The following is a 17,984-nucleotide window of genomic DNA, read 5'->3' as shown; positions in this document are numbered from 1 at the left end:
GTAATGTTGAAGTTTAGGAGATCAGCGATTGACCTGTATATATTTAATTCTGTTTTATAAACAAAAAAGCCATCATCTGATGGCTTTTTGTTCGATTTTTTTTGTTGTACTCGGGGCGGGAATCGAACCCGCACGCCTTTGAAAGCACAGGATTTTAAGTCCTGCGTGTCTACCAGTTCCACCACCCGAGCATTAGCCGCTGCCGATCTCCATCGGCTTGGTTAACTTTAAAATAAATGCCTTCTGGTAGGAAGGCATTTTGGAGCGAAAGACGAGATTCGAACTCGCGACCCCGACCTTGGCAAGGTCGTGCTCTACCAACTGAGCTACTTTCGCATTTACAAAACTGATGTTGTTGTTTCGTTTTGGTGATGCAAATATAGGCAGATTTATATTTCTGTCAAGGGATTTCTTGTTAAAAATTTAATATTTAATTTAAATTGCTGGCTTTCAGTACAAGTAAAATTAAATCAGTTTCAAAACCTTTTGCCTGAAGGTAGCTCATCAGCCTGTTTTTTCTTTTAAACGGATCATTTTCGCTTAAACTTTCTGCTTTTTTAGCCGCTAATTTTTCTATCGCTAACAAATAATCATCATCATCGATGCTGTAAATTGCTTTTTGCAAAATTTTATCCGGCACACCTTTCAATTTTAAACCCTGTTTAATTTTAACCCGGCCCCAGTGTTTGATGTTGAATTTGCCCGATGCATAGCTTTTGGCAAACCTTTCTTCGTTCAAAAAATTGTTTACAATCAGTTCACTGATAATTTCTTCCAGTTCATCGCCGCGCATGCCCCATTCTACCAGTTTATAACGCACTTCCTTTTGTGAGCGCTCCTGATAAACGCAAAAACTTTCTGCTTTGGCCAAAGCTTGTTTTTTATCTAATATTACTGCCTCTTGTTTACCGCTTTTCATAATTATTTACTGAAATTCGTAAAAATAAAAGCGATTACCGTATTTTTCTGAATATAATAGCATGCAAAACCCTATATATACCCTAGCCAAAATAGCCAAAATTTTAAATGCCGATGCCAAATTAGTTGATGGAGAGGTGATTATTCAATACCTGGTAATTGATAGCCGGTCGGTTTTAGTGCCAGAAAATTCTGTGTTTTTTGCTTTGCAATCGCACCGCGACGGACATGAATTTATCAAAGATGCTTATACAAAGGATATCCGTAATTTTGTAATTACAGAGGCTAAATACATACATCAATACGCTGATTGTAATTTTTTACTCGTTAATGATGCTTTAGCTGCCCTACAGCAACTCACAATTTATCACCGCAATCAATTTGACCTTAACACCATTGGCATTACGGGGAGTAATGGAAAAACAATTGTAAAAGAATGGCTTTATCAACTTTTAGCTGCCGATTTTAATATTGTTAAAAGCCCTAAAAGTTATAATTCGCAAATTGGGGTGCCGCTTTCCGTTTGGCAGATTGAGGCTGATGATACACTGGGGATATTCGAAGCGGGTATTTCTGCTGTTGATGAAATGCAACGCCTGGCCGAAATTATCCAGCCTGAAATTGGGATATTAACCAATATCGGAGAAGCCCATGCCGAAGGATTCAGCTCTAAAAAAGAAAAACTGACCGAAAAGCTGAAACTTTTTAAAGATTCAGATCTATTGATTTACTCGCCTGAGTATATCACTGAACTAAGTATTAAAGATTTACCCGGCAAGAAAAAATTTAGCTGGAGCAGTAAACAGGTAGCCGATTTACAAATCACCACAATCGAACCCATTGAAGGGAATTGTTATTTGCGGGCCATTTATCAGGATGCAGAAATAGAATGTATGCTGCCTTTTAAAGATAAAGCCTCAATTGAAAATGGAATGATCTGCTGGGCAACTTTACTGGCTTTGGGTTATACACCTGAACAGGCCGATTTACGTTTAGAAAAACTGAGTCATGTAAGCATGCGCCTGGAACTGAAAAACGGCATCAACCAATGTTCCATTATCGACGATTCTTATAGTGCTGATATCTCTTCATTGGCCATTGCACTCGATTTTTTAAACCAGCAAAACCAACACCCAAAGAAAACCGTTATCCTGTCAGAATTATTTGAAACGGGTAGGGGTGACCTGGAATTATATACCGAAATAGCAGAGCTTCTTTCACAAAAAAAGATAAACCGGTTAATCGGTATTGGAACACATATTTCGCATTTTGCTGATCTTTTTAAGTTTGAAACCCTGTTTTTCGACGATACAAACGCTTTTATCGAAGCTTTTCCTGGTTTACAGTTTAACCACGAAACCATATTGGTAAAAGGCGCCAGGCGTTTTGAATTTGGGCGGATTAGTAAACTGCTCACGCAAAAAATACACGATACCGTTTTAGAAATCGACCTGAACGCCATGGTGGGTAACCTGCAATTTTACCGTTCTAAAGTTAAACCAGGCGTTAAAATCATGGCCATGGTTAAAGCCTTTTCATATGGAAGCGGTAGTTTTGAAATTGCCAATTTATTGCAGTTTCACAAAGTAGATTATCTGGCGGTAGCCTATGCCGATGAAGGTATTGCACTTCGCAAAGCCGGAATTACGCTGCCTATTATGGTCATGAGCCCCGAAGAATCTGCTTTCGAAGCCATTATTAAACACAGGCTCGAGCCCGAAATTTATAGTGTCGAAATCCTGAATAGCTTTTTAAATGCGCTATCTGATTATGATTTCGATTATCCGATCCACATTAAAATTGATAGTGGCATGCACCGTTTAGGTTTTGATCAGCCGGAAATGGATACCCTGTCTCTTTTATTAAAAGATTCGGCAAGAGTAAAAGTGCAAAGTATTTTTTCTCATTTAGTGGCAAGTGATGCTGCAGAGCATGATGGATTTACACAGCAACAAATCGATAAATTTAAAATCATAGCTGATCAATTGCTTAACGTTTTAGGCTATAAGCCATTACTTCATATCGCCAATACCTCCGGTATTTCGCGCTGGCCCGATGCCCAGATGGATATGGTACGTTTAGGAATAGGTTTATATGGCTTTGATTCTGCTTTAACCAATAACCGCGGTTTACAGACCGTAATGGTACTTAAAACAACCGTTACACAGGTGAAAAACCTCGATGCTGGCGAAACTGTAGGTTACAGCAGGAAAGGCATCATGCTTAAGGGCGGAAAAATAGCGACCGTAAAAATTGGCTACGCAGATGGTTATACCAGGTATTTTGGAAATGGTGTAGGTAAAATGTTGGTTAATGGCCATTTGGTGCCGGTAATCGGTTCCATCTGTATGGATATGACCATGTTGGATGTTACCGGTATTGATGTAAAACCCGGGGATGAAGCCATTGTTTTTAATCAGGAACATACCATTATGCAACTTGCAAAAGATATCAATACCATTCCTTATGAAATTTTGACGAATATCTCGCAAAGGGTAAAACGGGTTTATTTTTATGAATAGTTTATTGGTTCAGTTGTTCATTGGTCATTAATTGGCAATTTGCTTAGGTACACATATGTTAAAAATATGCATAATAAGCTTTTGGCGAATTTGCTTATCAACAATTGTAACACCTATAGCTTCAATAAGAACCCAGTAAAAATGAGCTAATGGCAAATGAACGATTCTAATACAACCAGCCGCTAGGTTATGCACCCAGTACAAATGAACCAATGACGAATAAACTATTGAACTTTCCGCACAAATGAACCAATGACTAGTGAACCAATGCTTAAAAAAAATGTTATTTTTGCACCATGAACAAAGTCGGGAAAGCCATTTTAAACTATTTAATTAAAGGTTTATTAATTGTTGTACCCATTGCCGTGAGTATTTTTATTGTGGTTTGGGCAGTTACAACGGTTGATAGCTGGTTAAATGTAAATAATATTTTGGGCGTAAACCCAAATACAGGCGAAAGCCGTAACATACCAGGCCTTGGTTTATTAACGGTTTTGACCATCATTTTGCTTGCCGGCATTTTTGTAACCAATTTGGTTACGGAACCGATGTACAACTGGTTTCAGCGGATGATGCAAAGGTTGCCTTTACTAAATTTTATTTACTCATCAATTAAAGACCTAACGGAAGCATTTGTTGGCGATGAAAAGAAATTTAACCATCCCGTACTTGTTGAAGTGGAGGGAGGCTTAAAAAAAATTGGCTTTTTAACACAGAATGATTTGCATAAACTCGATCTGCCGGACGAAGTAGCCGTGTATTTTCCGCTTTCTTATTCTTTTGCCGGTCAGCTTTGTATTGTGAAAAGAGAAAAAGTAGCCGATTTAAACATGACTGCTGCCGATGCCATGAAATTGGTTGTGAGCGGAGGGGTGAGCGGACTTTAAAAATTTTTCCGGATGATTACAATTTATCATAATAACCGTTGTACTAAAAGCCGTTGTGCTTTAGAGGAATTGCAAAAAAGTGGAAAAGATTTCGAAGTGGTTTATTACCTCGAAACACCACCGGATAAAACAGCCCTCAAAGAAATTATTGCTAAACTGGGCATCAAACCTTTAGAACTGATTCGTAAAGGCGAAAAAGTTTTTGCCGAAAATTATAAAGGAAAAAACTTAAGTGATGATGAATGGCTTGATGTGATGATTGCACATCCGATTTTAATTGAAAGACCGATCATTATATCTGAAAACAAAGCTGTAATTGCCAGACCAATGGAAAAGATTAGAGAGATTTTAAGCTAACTTCAGAAGTTTGAAAGGGAAGAAACCAGGGAAGACTTCGGAAGTTTAGGGGTGGACTTCTTAAACCTCTCGAAATATCGTCATGCTGTTCCGAACATTCGCGATCAGCATCTTTCAATAGATTGAGATTACTGTTTGCACACCATAGCCCTGATGGAAATGGAAATCCCTTTTGGTTCTCGATAAATTTTTTGAAAGGTAAGTGACCAAAGGACTGGAATGTACAGCAGGACTGGAAATTCCTTGAAAGCGACCTAAAAAATGCTTTTGAAACTAAGCATGATAAGTACAATAATGATGAACCCAAAAAGGATCCTTGAATAATACTCCCTAATAAAAAGCCCCGATAAAACCAGCATGTCATCATCAACATTGCTATGGATTAACCCACTCCCCGCTGAAGCATTAAAAAGAATCTGTTTATCTTTATGGTTATTTAACGACCAGCGGCTTAGCCAGCTATTTTGATAGCTCCAATCGAAAGTTTCGCCATTGGCAAATACGATTCTGGCTTTAAAGCCCAGCCAATCGTAAGTAATGACGGCTAAAACGGTGTTTTTGTTATCTATAATTTTAGTTTCTGGCTTAGAAAAACCTTCACTTTTTAACAAATAAATACCCTTCTGTGTAGTGGCAATTGCAGAATTTTTCCATGAACCAAAATTCAACGAGAATTTTAAGTAACCGTTATTGATTACCTGATAATTGCTATCAAACAAACCTTTTCTCCAATTTAATACCTGTTCCATCTCACAAAAGGATTTAATGATTACTAATGATGACGGTTAATTGATATTGTTATAATTGGCATAATGCAAGCAATAAGTAAAACCGCACGTTTGTTGTAAATCTGTTTAATAAACAGGCCTGCAATAATCAACATTTCATTGTCCGAATCAGACGAAATGGCTCCGGCATTGCTACTTGAGCTGTACATAATATGCTCATCTTTATAATTACTCACCGTAAACTGTGCTTTCCAAATGCCCGTCGATTTCCATTCGTATTGTTCGCCGGATTTTAAACTGATCAGTGCTTTCGATTTCCAACTGTCGTAATTAATTACCGCAACCACCTCATTTGTTTTTCTATCGATAACTTTTGTTCTTGATTGCCAGACACCCTCGTTTACGAATTGATAGTTTTTATCTTCGAACATACTTTCTGCATCGCTTCTCCAGGTGCTAAAAGTGATCATCCCTTTCTGAACACCATCTGCAAAGAGCTGAAAATTTCCGCTAAGCCAATCGCTTTTCCAGTTAATAAATTTCGACATATCAATTGCGTTTTATTTTAGATAACAGTTTCTTTCAGATGTTACAATAAAAAAAGTGCTTATTGTTTGTAAGCACTTTTTCAGTTGGCAATTATCAGTTTTCAGTTAAGACTACTCATAAACCAATGGCAAATAAACTATTGAACCAGTTAGAAATTCGGTTTAAGTACATATTTATCGTAGAAACGGAAAATGTGTTCAGCAGCTTCTTCGGCAGTATCAACCAATCTGAAAAGGTTTAGATCTTCTTCGTGGATATTGTGCTCTTTTTGTAACATCGTTCCTTTAATCCAGTCGATTAATCCACCCCAATAATCCACCCCAACCAATACAATAGGGAAACGTGCAATTTTACCAGTTTGGATGAGGGTTAAAGCTTCGAAAAGCTCATCCATGGTACCGAAACCGCCTGGTAACACCACAAATCCCTGACTGTATTTCATAAACATTACTTTGCGCACAAAAAAGTAATCAAACTCCAGTAATTTATTATGATCAATGTATTTATTGTGGAACTGCTCAAAAGGCAATTCGATATTTAAACCTACTGATTTACCACCGTTGGTATGGGCACCTTTATTACCGGCTTCCATAATACCCGGGCCACCGCCTGTAATTACACCATAACCGCGATCGGTTAATAATTTACCACATTGTTCTGCCAATTGATAATATCTATGTGTTTGAGGCGTACGGGCAGACCCATAAATGGTAACACAAGGGCCAATTTTAGCCAGTTTTTCAAAGCCGTCTACAAATTCGGCCATGATTTTAAAAATTTGCCAGGAATCCGTTACTTTAATTTCCTGCCAGTCTTTGTTTTCAAAAGCACTTCTAATTTTTTCTTCACTCGTCATATACTGTTATTCTAATATTAAAATCTGGTTTGTGCATCAGTTTTTTTGCTGATGAACAATAAGCCTATAAATGTGATTAAACCGTTAATTAAAATCAGTTCAACACTAAAAACGTAACCTCCAAATAATTTGGTCGAGTTCGTTGCAAGCAAGTAACATAAAAAAGGTGATAATAAGCAAACTATCGGCACTAATTTATCATGAAGTCCGCGTTTTTTTACAAATAATCCAAAACTGTACAGTCCTAAAAGCGGTCCATAGGTGTAAGAGGCAATAGTGAAAATTAAGCTTACCACTGATGAACTATTTAGGGCATTAATAACAATAATCACTAAAAACATTAAAATAGAAAATGCAACGTGTACGGTGTGGCGTTTTTTAACCGCGTCTTTAGCATTTACATTTTCTGCTTTATCCATCCCTAAAAAGTCGACACAAAACGAAGTGGTTAAAGCGGTTAATGCCGAATCGGTGGTGGCAAAAGTGGCTGCAGTAAGTCCGAGCATAAATATAATGGCTGGTATCGCCCCCAGGTTATTTAAAGCAATTTCAGGAAATAATAAATCGGTCCTTGGTTTTCCGGTAATGTGATCCAAAGGGATATCGATGCCGTTTTTCGCTGCAAAAATGTACAATAATGCGCCTACGCTTAAGAAAAAAACATTTAGGATCACAAAAACTCCAGTAAACGTAAACATGTTTTTCTGCGCTTCTTTAATGGTGCCCATACTCAGGTTTTTCTGCATCAAATCCTGGTCTAAACCTGTCATGGCAATGGTTACAAAAATACCACCGATAAATTGTTTACTGAAATAGAACTTGTTGGTGAGGAAATCATCTAAAAAGAATATTTTCGAATAACTGCTATTTTTTACCGTTTCAAATGCCTGTGGGATATTGAAATTTAAACTATTGCAGATGAAATAAATGGTAAGGAACACTGATAATACGAGGAAAAACGTTTGCAAAGTATCGGTAATAATAATGGTTTTTAAACCGCCTTTAAAAGTATATGACCAGATCAGTGCCAGCGAAATTAATACCGTTAGCCAGAACGGAATGCCATAATTATCAAAGATAAAACGCTGTAAAACAATTACCACTAAATACAACCTCGTGGCTGAACCCAGTGTACGGCTCAATAAAAATATTGATGCGGCAGTTTTGTAGCTGTAATGACCTAATCGCTTCTCAATATAGCTATAAATAGAAGTGAGGTTCATCCGGTAATAAAGTGGAAGTAAAACCGTGGCAATGATGATAAAGCCGACGGCATTGCCTAAAACGAACTGAAAATACTGAAACTGGTTACCGCTGGGTGCGCCAACTTCACCTGGTACCGATATAAAGGTTACACCAGAAAGTGCTGTTCCAATCATGCCAAAAGCAACCAGGTACCATTTAGAATTCCGGTTGGCAACAAAAAAAGTAGCGTTATCGGATGAGTTTTTTGAGGTTACAAATGAAATAATGATCAGCAGTAAAAAATAACCGATCAGGAAACATAAGAGAATGGTTGGGGACATAGATTTTGTGTTAAGCTGATAAATGTAAAGAAAAGTATCAAATCAAGCAATACATTAAGTCCGAAGTCGGAAGTCCGGAGTCAAAGCGATTATAAATTATGAAGCAGTTCGCAGTTAACTATTTGGTGATGGCTGATGGTTAACAGTTGATGGTCGGCAAGCATAAGCATAGTGAGCTAAGCATACAGGTTATTGAACCAACGGCTATGAACGATCAACCATTAAACTATTGGCCAATCTATTGAACTAACAAACCATTTTACCTATTTTTGCAATATGAATTTTTCATCCAAACTGCTAGAAGATGCGGTAAACGAATTCTCAAAACTTCCTGGTGTAGGGCAAAAAACGGCTTTACGTTTGGTTTTACATCTTTTAAACAAGGAGCAGGAAGAGGTAAACCAGTTTGGCAATACCTTTATCAAATTAAAACAGCAGATTAAACACTGTACTACCTGCCATAATATATCTGATTATACCGTATGCGAAATCTGCACTTCAATAAAACGGGATAAAGAAACCATTTGTGTGGTAGAAGATACCCGCGATGTAATGGCGATTGAAAATACCGGACAATATTTCGGGGTGTACCATGTTTTGGGTGGATTAATTTCCCCGATGGATGGTGTTGGACCTTCCGATTTGTTTATTGATGGATTGGTTGCACGAATGACCCAGGGAGGTATTAAAGAAGTAATTTTGGCCTTAAGTCCGAATATGGAGGGCGATACCACTTTGTTTTACCTGTACAAAAGGTTAAAGGAATTTAACGTGCCCGTAACAACCATTGCCAGAGGTATTGCATTTGGTGGAGAACTGGAGTATACAGATGAAATTACGCTGGGCAGATCCATCATTACCCGTGTGCCATACGAAACCGCAATGATGAAATAATAGTAAAGCGTTTTTTTGTCAAATTACATTAATATAAAAAATAAAAGCAGTATCCAGTCTTTATACTTGCTACTCAAATCTTGCTACTACAAATGAACCTAAAAAATAAAGTAATCATCATCACCGGGGCATCAAGCGGAATTGGAAAAGCCTGTGCCGAAGAATTTGCAAAACGTGGCGCCAATCTGGTTTTAGCTGCCCGCCAATATGTAACCCTTTGCGAAATTACTGCAGATCTGGAAAATAAATACGGCATCAGGGCGGTGGCCGTTCAGGCAGATGTAAGTAAAGAGGCAGATTGCGAACTGATTATTAAACAAGCATTGGTTTCCTTTCAAAAGATAGATATCCTGGTAAATAATGCCGGATTATCGATGCGTGCCCTGTTTAACGATCTGGATTTATCGGTGCTTAAAAACCTGATGGATGTGAACTTTTGGGGAACGGTGTATTGTACCAAATATGCCTTGCCCGAGATTTTGAAAACCAAAGGAACCGTTGTGGGCATTTCATCTATTGCGGGTTACCGTGGTTTACCGGGCAGAACAGGTTATTCGGCCTCTAAATTTGCGATGAATGGTTTTATGGAATCTTTACGTACTGAACTGCTAAAAACCGGTGTGAACGTTTTATTGGCCTGTCCTGGTTTTACTGCCTCGAACATCCGTGTAACCGCCTTATCAAAAGATGGTGCCGCACATGGCGAAACGAGCATGGATGAAGGCAAAATGATGACCTCGGAAGAAGTAGCAAGCATTATCGCTGATGGTATCGAAAAGCGTAAACGTACCTTAATCATGACCGGACAAGGGAAATTAGCCGTATGGATGAATAAACTTTTCCCGGCTTTTGTAGATAAAAAGGTTTTTGATTTATTTGCAAAAGAGAAAAATCCATTGATAAAAGGGTAGAAGGCTTAGGGTATAAAGGTGGAAGGTTTAAGGCATAGGGTTAATTGGTTAGCGGTTAGGGTTTAGCGCTGGATGAATCATGTCTCGATACTTGATACTCGCATCTTGATACTTTATACTCTCTTCCCGATACTCCTCAAAAAATCCACGCTTACAACATTTTCGTTTATTTAGTGTTGAGATGATAAACCGTTTTTATGTACAAATCCCTTATTTTATTAATGCTCTTATTTCAAACGATACTTTCTTCTGCGCAGGTTAAAAAAGTTAAAAATATAAATTATGCTGGAAATGCTGATGTGGCCAATACGCTGAATATTTTTTATAAAAACGATAGTTTAAAAGACAAACCTGTTCTGATCTTTATTCATGGAGGTTCTTGGAGCAGTGGCAAAAAAGAAACGTATTGGTGGCTGGGTAGAAACTTTGCACGGAAAGGAGTGGTTACCGTAATCATCAATTACCGTTTGGCGCCAAATGTTCAGTATGAAAAAATGGGCGATGATTGTGCTTTGGCTGTAAAATGGGTTAAGGAGCATATTACAGATTATACGGCAAGTGCAGATAAGATTTTTGTAATGGGACACTCGGCAGGGGCACATCTCGGCGAACTGATTAATGCAGATCCTAAATATTTTAAAAAGGCTGGCATTAAAAATCCAATTAAAGGGGTGATCTTAAACGATCCTTTTGGGTTGGATATGAAAGAATATTTAACCACCGCCGAAAAAGATCATTTTTATTTCGACTTCATCAGAACTTTTACCGATCAGCCTGCCGTTTGGAAAGTGGCTTCGCCATTGGATTACGTCAATAATATCAAAAATCCGCATTTACTCTTTTATGGAAGCAAAACTTACGGTGCCATTAAATTGCAGACACCAAGGTTATACGAAAAACTTAAAGCCAACAATGTTCCTGTAGTAATAAAGGAGATTAAAGGCAAAAGCCATGTGCCAATGATCAGTCAGATGATTTTTGGTGGGAATGATTTGTATCAGGATATTGTGGGGTTTATACAAAAGAAATCCTTATAAGAGTTGTCAACTTTCTAGCCTACTTGCTATTCAAGTTGACAACTCTGGAGAGCATGCAATTAAGTCGATAGTATTTTTATTGCAGCGACCCAGGTTTAATAAACCCGACAGCAGCGAGCATCCCGATTCCTTCAATCGGGATAAAGCATATGGCGGGATTGTCTTAACCGATTAGCAAGCAATTGCTTTCCAAAAACAAAACAACTTTAACATACGAAAGAAGAAACTTACACCGTCCTTGTAACCTTATCCAGTTTACTATAATCCATCACCATTTTACCTTCCTCATTGTGGTAATACATTTTCTCAAACTTGGCGTCCATTTCAATTTCCTCATCCTGATAACTCGTTCTGGTATGGATTGTCTGCGAAAAAGTATCATCAAAAGCTTTAAGGATCACAAAAACTTCTACTTCGGCATGTTGCAGCTCGGTTAAGGATTTCTCATAAAAGGGGCTTTCTTCTGTAATGGCGTGTACCAGCGTCCAGTTTAAGGATAAGATGCCAATTTTATCGCGCTCTAATGCCAGTGGGTAAAACCTTCTCACATGTTTGCCATCTACGGTTTCGTTGTACGACATTACCATCTGTACTTCTACTTCAATAAGTTGATTTCTGCGTAAATTAACCAAACGGCACATCAAACCATGGCCTTTTTCGTAAGGGGCTATCACCATTTTTTTACTGAAACTCACTTTAGAGGTAGGTCTACTAAAACGACCATACAATAAACCGGTAGCCAATGCGAAAGCCAGTAATCCCAACATACTTTCGAAAGCAGCCAAGATACTGGTAATAAAACCCTGAGGTGAAATATGGCCATAGCCAACTGTAGAAATGGTTTGGGCCGAAAAGAAAAAGGCATCAAAAAACTGATCTCGTAGGGTTACACCTTTGGCACCATCCAAATTTTCTATTCCAACAACATTGTATAAAACAGCAAATAAGGTATTTACAGCCATATAAGTAACGAGTATGACAAAGAAAAACCTAGTCCAGCTCATGGTTACCAGGCGGGTATAGGTATCATCAAACTTAAACCAGGGTAGGCCTGTACGCTCTATATTTGCTGATCCATCGGGATTGAGCATGCGCTGATTTTTGGTTACCGGATTGGATCCGAAACCGAAATCATCATTAAACTGTACTTTTCTTTTGAAGAAAGACATATATTTTTAGAAAGATTTTGGAATATTAAAAAACTATATCAATATTTGCTTTATACAAACATGATAATTAAAAACTTAAATAACAATTGGTGGTGGCATAACGAAATTCGTTAGGCAAATTCTATTGTTATATATTTTAAAATATTTTAAACACAATGAAAAGGATTGCCCAAAAAGCAATCCTTTTTTTTTGCCTTCTCCTCCCGTGGAGGGGGGCGAAGGACGGGGTGGTTAAGGAGCAAGAGTATATTAATACGGAAGAAGATAAATGGTTTGTGGAGACACAAATTCATGGCGTAAAATAAAAGCATGAGAAATGAACCACAGATAAAAAAGATGAACAGGGATAAAATCTGTGTGTACCCGTGTTCATCTGTGGTTAAATAAGATTGAGCGATAAACAAGTAGGCGTAATATCGACGCCCCGGTTCGTGTCTCCACGAAACGGAAGAAGATAAATGGTTTGTGGAGACACAAACCATGGCGTAAAATAAAAGAATGAGAAATGAACCACGGATAAAAAAGATGAACACGGATAAAATCTGTGTATATCCGTGTTCTCTGTGGTTAAATAAGATTGAGCGATAAACAAGTAGGCGTAATATCGACGCCCCGGTTCGTGTCTCCACGAAACGGAAGAAGATAAATGGTTTGTGGAGACATAAACCATGGCGTAAAATAAAAGAATGAGAAATGAACCACAGATAAAAAAGATGAACACGGATAAAATCTGTGTGTACCCGTGTTCTGTGGTTAAATAAGATTGAGCAATAAACATGAAAAAAATATTAAACCATTTATTCGAGAACAAAAGTTTTAGCAGGGAAGAGGCAAAAAATATCCTTATTTCAATTTCAGAAGGAGCATTTAATTCTTCGCAGATTGCTGCTTTTATTACAGCCTATGCCATGCGTAATATCACCGTGGCGGAATTACAGGGCTTTCGGGATGCCATGCTCGAAATGTGCCAGCAAGTTAATTTTTCTGGTTTCGAAGTAATCGATCTGGCCGGAACCGGCGGTGATGGAAAAGATACCTTCAATATATCTACGCTATCTTCTTTTGTAGTGGCTGGCGCAGGTCACCAGGTGGCCAAACATGGTAATTACGGCGTTTCTTCGGGCTGTGGCTCTTCTAATGTGATGGAATATCTGGGTTATACTTTTACCAATGATGAAGATGCCTTAAAACGGAGCCTGGATGCTGCGGGGATTTGTTTCTTACATGCACCACTGTTTAATCCTGCCATGAAAATCGTAGCACCAATCCGTAAGGAACTGGGTGTAAAAACATTTTTCAATATGCTTGGGCCAATGGTTAATCCATCACGGCCAAAATACCAGATGATGGGTGTTTTTAGTCTCGAACTGGCCCGTTTGTATGCTTATTTATATCAGGATACCGATAAAAGTTATACCATTGTACATGCACTTGAAGGTTATGATGAGGTTTCGTTAACCTGCGATGTGAAGACATTTTCGAATAAAGGTGAACAGATTTTAACCCTTCAGGATATGGGTTTTGAAAAGGTTGAAACCAATGCCATTAAAGGTGGCGATACAGTAGAATCGTCGGCCAAAATATTTATGGATGTATTAAATGGCGAAGCTACAGATATACAAAATAATGTGGTATTGTGTAATTCGGCGCTGGCCATAAAAACCATTAAACCTGATCTTTCTTTTGCTGATTGTTTTTACGAAGCAGAAGAATCGTTAACGAGCAAAAAAGCATTAAACAGTTTTAAAAACCTATTGGCATGTTAAAGTTAAAAGTTTGCGGGATGCGGTTAGCGGCCAATATTGCTGCGGTTGCCGAACTACAACCAGATTATCTGGGTTTTATCTTTTACGAGAAATCGCCCCGGTTGATTAGCGAGGTTTCAGCGGAATTGATTAAATATATTCCTTCAGAAATTAAAACTGTGGGTGTTTTTGTAAATGAAGAACTCGAAAAGGTAAAAGAGAAAGTTATTTTATTAAAGTTGAAAGCCGTTCAGCTACATGGTAACGAATCGCCAGCCTTCTGCGAATCGCTAAAATCAGATTTCGCTTCATTAGAAGTGATTAAATCATTTGGAATAGATGAAGACTTTGATTTCTCAACTTTGGAGCCTTATTTAAACGTAGCGGATTATTTTCTGTTCGATACCAAAACAAAAGCCCACGGGGGATCAGGAAAAACATTTAATTGGCCTATTTTGGCCAACTATACTTACTCCAAACCTTACTTTTTAAGCGGCGGAATTGATTTAGAACATACTACAGCTATAAAAAACATACAAGATGAGCGTTTATTTGCCATCGACATCAATAGCAGATTTGAAATTGAGCCAGGTTTAAAGGATGTAGAGCAGATTAAAGAATTTATTAAGGAAATGAGCACGAAATAATGTCATCCTGAGCCTGTCGAAGGAATTTAGTATAGCATTTCGACAAGCTCAATGTGACAGATTAGTTGATAAAAATATTATGAAATACAAAGTAAACGAAAAAGGATATTATGGAGATTTTGGTGGCGCATACATCCCCGAAATGCTTTATCCAAACGTAGAAGAATTGCGTCAAAACTATTTAAAGATTATTGATGATGCCGATTTTCAAAAGGAATTTCATCAGTTGTTAAAAGATTACGTTGGTCGTCCTTCGCCTTTATACCTGGCCAAAAGGTATTCGGAACGTTACGGAGCTAATATTTTCCTGAAAAGAGAAGATTTAAACCATACCGGTGCACATAAAATTAACAATACCATAGGACAGATTTTATTGGCCGAAAAACTGGGCAAAAAGAGAATCATTGCCGAAACAGGTGCTGGTCAGCATGGTGTAGCTACCGCAACGGTTTGTGCTTTGCGTAACCTCGAATGTGTAATTTACATGGGAGAGGTAGATATCGAGCGCCAGGCGCCGAATGTGGCCCGTATGAAAATGTTGGGTGCAAAGGTGGTTCCGGCGAGTTCTGGAAGTAAAACCTTAAAAGATGCCACTAATGAGGCGATGCGCGATTGGATCAACAATCCGGTTGATACTCATTACATTATAGGTTCAGTGGTTGGTCCACACCCTTACCCTGATATGGTGGCGATATTCCAATCCATTATCTCTGAAGAAACCAAAAAACAATTGTTAGAACAAACCGGAAGCGACCAGCCTGATTATGTTTTGGCCTGCGTAGGTGGTGGAAGTAATGCCATGGGCATGTTCTATCATTTTATGGACGATGAAAATGTTAAACTCATTGCAGTTGAAGCGGCCGGTAAAGGAGTATCTAGCGGATTTTCTGCCGCAACCACTTACTTAGGTAAAGAAGGTGTTTTACATGGCAGCAGAAGTATTTTAATGCAAACGGAAGATGGACAGGTGGTAGAACCACATTCGGTTTCAGCTGGATTGGATTATCCGGGCATTGGTCCGCAACATGCACATTTGTTTAAAACAGGCCGCGGACAATATGTTTCGATCACTGATGAAGAAAGTTTAGATGCAGGTTTGCTTTGTACACAATTGGAAGGGATTATTCCGGCGATTGAAAGTGCACATGCATTGGCTTACTTAGAAAAAATGGAATTTAAAGGTGGCGAAAACGTAGTGGTTTGCCTTTCAGGTCGTGGCGACAAGGATCTGGATACTTATATTAAATATTTTAATCTATAACCCCTAAATCCCCTGAAGGGGACTTTTGAGGTAATTTTTTCACACTAAATAAAGCCCCTTTAGGGGTTGGGGTATATGAACCGAATTAAACAACTCTTCCAGGAGAAGAAAAATATATTATCAATTTATTATACCGCTGGTTATCCAAATACTGGCGATACCTTGCAAATTGCAGAGGCATTGGAGAAATCGGGTGCCGATATGCTCGAAATCGGTTTCCCTTATTCGGATCCTGTAGCTGATGGGCCGGTAATTCAGGCGAGCAGTAAACAATCGTTGGATCAGGGAATGACACTAAAACTGCTTTTCGAACAGTTGAAAGATTTACGTAAAAAAGTAAGTATCCCGGTTTTATTAATGGGCTATGTAAACCCTGTTTTGCAGTTTGGTGTAGAAAAATTTTGTGAGGCCTGTGCTGAAGTAGGCGTAGATGGCTGTATTGTTCCCGATCTGCCCATGGTAGAGTATGAGGAATTTTATCAGGAGTGTTTCGAAAAACATAACCTGAGCAATGTATTTTTAATTACGCCCCAAACCGCTGAAGAACGCATCCATAAAATTGATGGTTTAACCAATGGATTTATCTATTTGCTATCCTCATCGGCTACTACAGGTAAAAACCTCGAAGTTGGCGATACCACCGAAGCTTATTTTAGCAGAATTAAAAACCTGAACCTGAAAAACCCAACCATGATTGGTTTCGGGATCAGTGATAAACAGACATTTGATAAAGCTTGTTCTTATGCCAATGGAGCCATTATCGGTACCGCTTTCGTTAAAGCCATCGCTGAGGGCAATTTGGAAGAAAGTGTGAGCAGCTTTATGAAGAAATTTAAGGGATAGCGTTTTTTCTTTTTCTTCCATACATCGTCCTTGCGAGGAGGCACGACGAAGCAATCTTTCATGCTAGTGATCCTGCTAGTGAGATTGCTTCGTCGGCTGAAAAAGCCTTCTCGCAATGACGATTATTTTCGAGGTTCGCCACGCTGAACTTGTTTCAGGGTCTTTCATACAAGAATATTTATCTTCACTGCACTTCACCGATAGCTATCGTTATTTAAATACCGGAAATTTCCGTAGCTTAGTGCCATTAAAATCTCTTTATAAAATATTCCCCTAACAGAACCTTGTTCTGAAATTCCCTTATCCATCCGATAACAGGGATTAAACTATTATTTTCTAAAATTTTATAAAGAGAACATCATGCAAGATTTAAAAATTGCTTTAATTGGTGCTACAGGTAAAGCTGGTGCTTATATTTTAAAAGCGCTAATGGCGCAAAAATTCAGGGTAAAAGCCCTTGTCAGAAATCCAGAAAAACTTTTGGTTAATCATTCTACGCTGGAAATCATAACCGGCGATGTTAAAGATGCGGAAACGGTACATTCTTTTATACAGGGCTGCGATATGATAATCAGTGCCCTCGGTATGGGCCAACCTGCCAGCGAAAAAACAATCTTTACGCAATCAACAGTTAATATTTTAAAAGCAATGGATGCTATTCACCTGAAACGGTATATTGTAATTACGGGGATCAATGTGGATACGCCTGCTGATGAAAAGGATGCGAAGACTCAATTTGCAACCAAATGGATGTACGATAACTATCCGGTTTCTACAGCCGATAGGCAGAAAGAATATGATCTGTTAACTGAAAGTAATCTCGATTGGACCTTGATTCGTTTGCCTTTAATCATGCAAACTGATGAACAAACGGCTGTAGGAACAAGTTTGATCAATTGTGATGGCGATCAGATTAATGCTTCTAATTTAGCTCAGTTTATTATCGAACAATTAGGGGAGGAGGCCTTTGTAAAACGGGCACCGTTTATTTGGAATAGCTAGGTTGTTTTACCACCAAGACACGAAGGCACCAAGTATTATATGCTTTGTGTTCTTTGTGACTTGTTGATTAGTCTTTTCTAATCTACATCGTCATTGCGAGGAGGAACGACGAAGCAATCTTTCATGCTAAGG

At 38.4% G+C, this 17,984-nt stretch carries 17 protein-coding genes and 2 tRNA genes; 11 read left to right on the top strand and 8 right to left on the bottom strand.

What is annotated here, in order from left to right; all coding sequences use genetic code 11:
- Positions 1–107: 107 nt before the first annotated feature.
- The 3 genes from R2R28_RS28510 to R2R28_RS28500 form a co-directional block, all read right to left on the bottom strand.
- A tRNA-Leu gene (locus tag R2R28_RS28510) sits at positions 108–191 on the bottom strand.
- Positions 192–260: 69 nt separating this feature from the next.
- Positions 261–336, bottom strand: a tRNA-Gly gene (locus R2R28_RS28505).
- Positions 337–430: 94 nt separating this feature from the next.
- Positions 431–919 carry a regulatory protein RecX gene (locus R2R28_RS28500; RefSeq protein ID WP_316829062.1) on the bottom strand — a complete coding sequence of 163 codons (489 nt, stop codon included), beginning with the start codon at positions 917–919 and terminating at the stop codon, positions 431–433.
- Positions 920–980: 61 nt separating this feature from the next.
- Between R2R28_RS28500 and R2R28_RS28495 the strand changes: the two genes are divergently transcribed.
- The 3 genes from R2R28_RS28495 (at position 981) to arsC (ending at position 4,684) form a co-directional block, all read left to right on the top strand.
- Positions 981–3,440, top strand: coding sequence for a bifunctional UDP-N-acetylmuramoyl-tripeptide:D-alanyl-D-alanine ligase/alanine racemase (locus tag R2R28_RS28495; protein ID WP_316829061.1), 2,460 nt, complete (start codon positions 981–983; stop codon positions 3,438–3,440).
- Positions 3,441–3,736: 296 nt separating this feature from the next.
- Positions 3,737–4,327 (top strand): DUF502 domain-containing protein, encoded by a 591-nt coding sequence (locus tag R2R28_RS28490; protein WP_316829060.1) that lies wholly within the window; start codon positions 3,737–3,739, stop codon positions 4,325–4,327.
- A gap of 12 nt (positions 4,328–4,339) precedes the next feature.
- Positions 4,340–4,684, top strand: coding sequence for an arsenate reductase (glutaredoxin) (arsC, locus tag R2R28_RS28485; protein ID WP_316829059.1), 345 nt, complete (start codon positions 4,340–4,342; stop codon positions 4,682–4,684).
- Positions 4,685–4,938: 254 nt separating this feature from the next.
- On the opposite strand, the gene R2R28_RS28480 is transcribed toward arsC, so the two are convergent.
- From R2R28_RS28480 to R2R28_RS28465, 4 genes are all read right to left on the bottom strand, one after another.
- A complete protein-coding gene (locus tag R2R28_RS28480) occupies positions 4,939–5,433 on the bottom strand; it encodes a hypothetical protein (RefSeq protein ID WP_316829058.1) in 495 nt (164 codons plus the stop codon).
- A 23-nt stretch (positions 5,434–5,456) separates the two neighbouring features.
- Positions 5,457–5,960, bottom strand: a complete 504-nt coding sequence (locus R2R28_RS28475; protein WP_316829057.1) for a hypothetical protein — start codon at positions 5,958–5,960, stop codon at positions 5,457–5,459.
- 149 nt (positions 5,961–6,109) lie between these two features.
- The gene (locus R2R28_RS28470; protein WP_113947029.1) at positions 6,110–6,817 is read right to left on the bottom strand and encodes a TIGR00730 family Rossman fold protein; all 708 of its coding nucleotides are present in this window, start codon (positions 6,815–6,817) and stop codon (positions 6,110–6,112) included.
- 17 nt (positions 6,818–6,834) lie between these two features.
- Positions 6,835–8,343, bottom strand: a complete 1,509-nt coding sequence (locus tag R2R28_RS28465; protein ID WP_316829056.1) for a sodium:solute symporter — start codon at positions 8,341–8,343, stop codon at positions 6,835–6,837.
- 276 nt (positions 8,344–8,619) lie between these two features.
- Here R2R28_RS28465 and recR point away from each other — a divergent pair, with 276 nt between their 5' ends.
- From recR to R2R28_RS28450, 3 genes are all read left to right on the top strand, one after another.
- A complete protein-coding gene (recR, locus tag R2R28_RS28460) occupies positions 8,620–9,237 on the top strand; it encodes a recombination mediator RecR (RefSeq protein ID WP_316829055.1) in 618 nt (205 codons plus the stop codon).
- Between the two features lie 92 nt (positions 9,238–9,329).
- Positions 9,330–10,148, top strand: a complete 819-nt coding sequence (locus R2R28_RS28455) for an SDR family oxidoreductase (protein ID WP_316829054.1) — start codon at positions 9,330–9,332, stop codon at positions 10,146–10,148.
- A gap of 197 nt (positions 10,149–10,345) precedes the next feature.
- Entirely contained in the window at positions 10,346–11,185 is an 840-nt protein-coding gene (locus R2R28_RS28450; protein ID WP_316829053.1) for an alpha/beta hydrolase, read from the top strand.
- 227 nt (positions 11,186–11,412) lie between these two features.
- On the opposite strand, the gene R2R28_RS28445 is transcribed toward R2R28_RS28450, so the two are convergent.
- Positions 11,413–12,354: an ion channel gene (locus R2R28_RS28445; protein WP_316829052.1), complete on the bottom strand. Its 942-nt coding sequence runs from the start codon at positions 12,352–12,354 to the stop codon at positions 11,413–11,415.
- A 776-nt stretch (positions 12,355–13,130) separates the two neighbouring features.
- Here R2R28_RS28445 and trpD point away from each other — a divergent pair.
- The 5 genes from trpD to R2R28_RS28420 all read left to right on the top strand — a co-directional run bounded on the left by trpD (position 13,131) and on the right by R2R28_RS28420 (position 17,852).
- Positions 13,131–14,120, top strand: coding sequence for an anthranilate phosphoribosyltransferase (gene trpD / locus R2R28_RS28440; RefSeq protein WP_316829051.1), 990 nt, complete (start codon positions 13,131–13,133; stop codon positions 14,118–14,120).
- Positions 14,114–14,746, top strand: coding sequence for a phosphoribosylanthranilate isomerase (locus tag R2R28_RS28435; protein ID WP_316829050.1), 633 nt, complete (start codon positions 14,114–14,116; stop codon positions 14,744–14,746). Before trpD ends, R2R28_RS28435 begins: the two co-directional genes overlap by 7 nt.
- 79 nt (positions 14,747–14,825) lie before the next feature.
- Positions 14,826–16,007 carry a tryptophan synthase subunit beta gene (gene trpB, locus R2R28_RS28430; protein WP_086545523.1) on the top strand — a complete coding sequence of 394 codons (1,182 nt, stop codon included), beginning with the start codon at positions 14,826–14,828 and terminating at the stop codon, positions 16,005–16,007.
- Positions 16,008–16,082: 75 nt separating this feature from the next.
- Entirely contained in the window at positions 16,083–16,850 is a 768-nt protein-coding gene (gene trpA, locus R2R28_RS28425; protein ID WP_316829049.1) for a tryptophan synthase subunit alpha, read from the top strand.
- Between the two features lie 360 nt (positions 16,851–17,210).
- Positions 17,211–17,852: an NAD(P)-dependent oxidoreductase gene (locus R2R28_RS28420; RefSeq protein ID WP_316829048.1), complete on the top strand. Its 642-nt coding sequence runs from the start codon at positions 17,211–17,213 to the stop codon at positions 17,850–17,852.
- Positions 17,853–17,984: the final 132 nt, after the last annotated feature.

Source organism: Pedobacter miscanthi (genome assembly GCF_032678605.1).
Classification (GTDB): domain Bacteria; phylum Bacteroidota; class Bacteroidia; order Sphingobacteriales; family Sphingobacteriaceae; genus Pedobacter; species Pedobacter miscanthi_A.
Note: the sequence above shows the minus strand (reverse complement) of the source record. Positions and strands in the feature narration are given on the sequence as shown.

Excerpts from the sequence above, each read along its gene's own strand:
- R2R28_RS28500 (WP_316829062.1), bottom strand. The coding sequence starts at position 919 with ATGAAAAGCGGTAAACAAGAGGCAGTAATATTAGATAAAAAACAAGCT.
- R2R28_RS28495 (WP_316829061.1), top strand. The coding sequence starts at position 981 with ATGCAAAACCCTATATATACCCTAGCCAAAATAGCCAAAATTTTAAAT.
- R2R28_RS28490 (WP_316829060.1), top strand. The coding sequence starts at position 3,737 with ATGAACAAAGTCGGGAAAGCCATTTTAAACTATTTAATTAAAGGTTTA.
- arsC (WP_316829059.1), top strand. The coding sequence starts at position 4,340 with ATGATTACAATTTATCATAATAACCGTTGTACTAAAAGCCGTTGTGCT.
- R2R28_RS28480 (WP_316829058.1), bottom strand. The coding sequence starts at position 5,433 with ATGGAACAGGTATTAAATTGGAGAAAAGGTTTGTTTGATAGCAATTAT.
- R2R28_RS28475 (WP_316829057.1), bottom strand. The coding sequence starts at position 5,960 with ATGTCGAAATTTATTAACTGGAAAAGCGATTGGCTTAGCGGAAATTTT.
- R2R28_RS28470 (WP_113947029.1), bottom strand. The coding sequence starts at position 6,817 with ATGACGAGTGAAGAAAAAATTAGAAGTGCTTTTGAAAACAAAGACTGG.
- R2R28_RS28465 (WP_316829056.1), bottom strand. The coding sequence starts at position 8,343 with ATGTCCCCAACCATTCTCTTATGTTTCCTGATCGGTTATTTTTTACTG.
- recR (WP_316829055.1), top strand. The coding sequence starts at position 8,620 with ATGAATTTTTCATCCAAACTGCTAGAAGATGCGGTAAACGAATTCTCA.
- R2R28_RS28455 (WP_316829054.1), top strand. The coding sequence starts at position 9,330 with ATGAACCTAAAAAATAAAGTAATCATCATCACCGGGGCATCAAGCGGA.
- R2R28_RS28450 (WP_316829053.1), top strand. The coding sequence starts at position 10,346 with ATGTACAAATCCCTTATTTTATTAATGCTCTTATTTCAAACGATACTT.
- R2R28_RS28445 (WP_316829052.1), bottom strand. The coding sequence starts at position 12,354 with ATGTCTTTCTTCAAAAGAAAAGTACAGTTTAATGATGATTTCGGTTTC.
- trpD (WP_316829051.1), top strand. The coding sequence starts at position 13,131 with ATGAAAAAAATATTAAACCATTTATTCGAGAACAAAAGTTTTAGCAGG.
- R2R28_RS28435 (WP_316829050.1), top strand. The coding sequence starts at position 14,114 with ATGTTAAAGTTAAAAGTTTGCGGGATGCGGTTAGCGGCCAATATTGCT.
- trpB (WP_086545523.1), top strand. The coding sequence starts at position 14,826 with ATGAAATACAAAGTAAACGAAAAAGGATATTATGGAGATTTTGGTGGC.
- trpA (WP_316829049.1), top strand. The coding sequence starts at position 16,083 with ATGAACCGAATTAAACAACTCTTCCAGGAGAAGAAAAATATATTATCA.
- R2R28_RS28420 (WP_316829048.1), top strand. The coding sequence starts at position 17,211 with ATGCAAGATTTAAAAATTGCTTTAATTGGTGCTACAGGTAAAGCTGGT.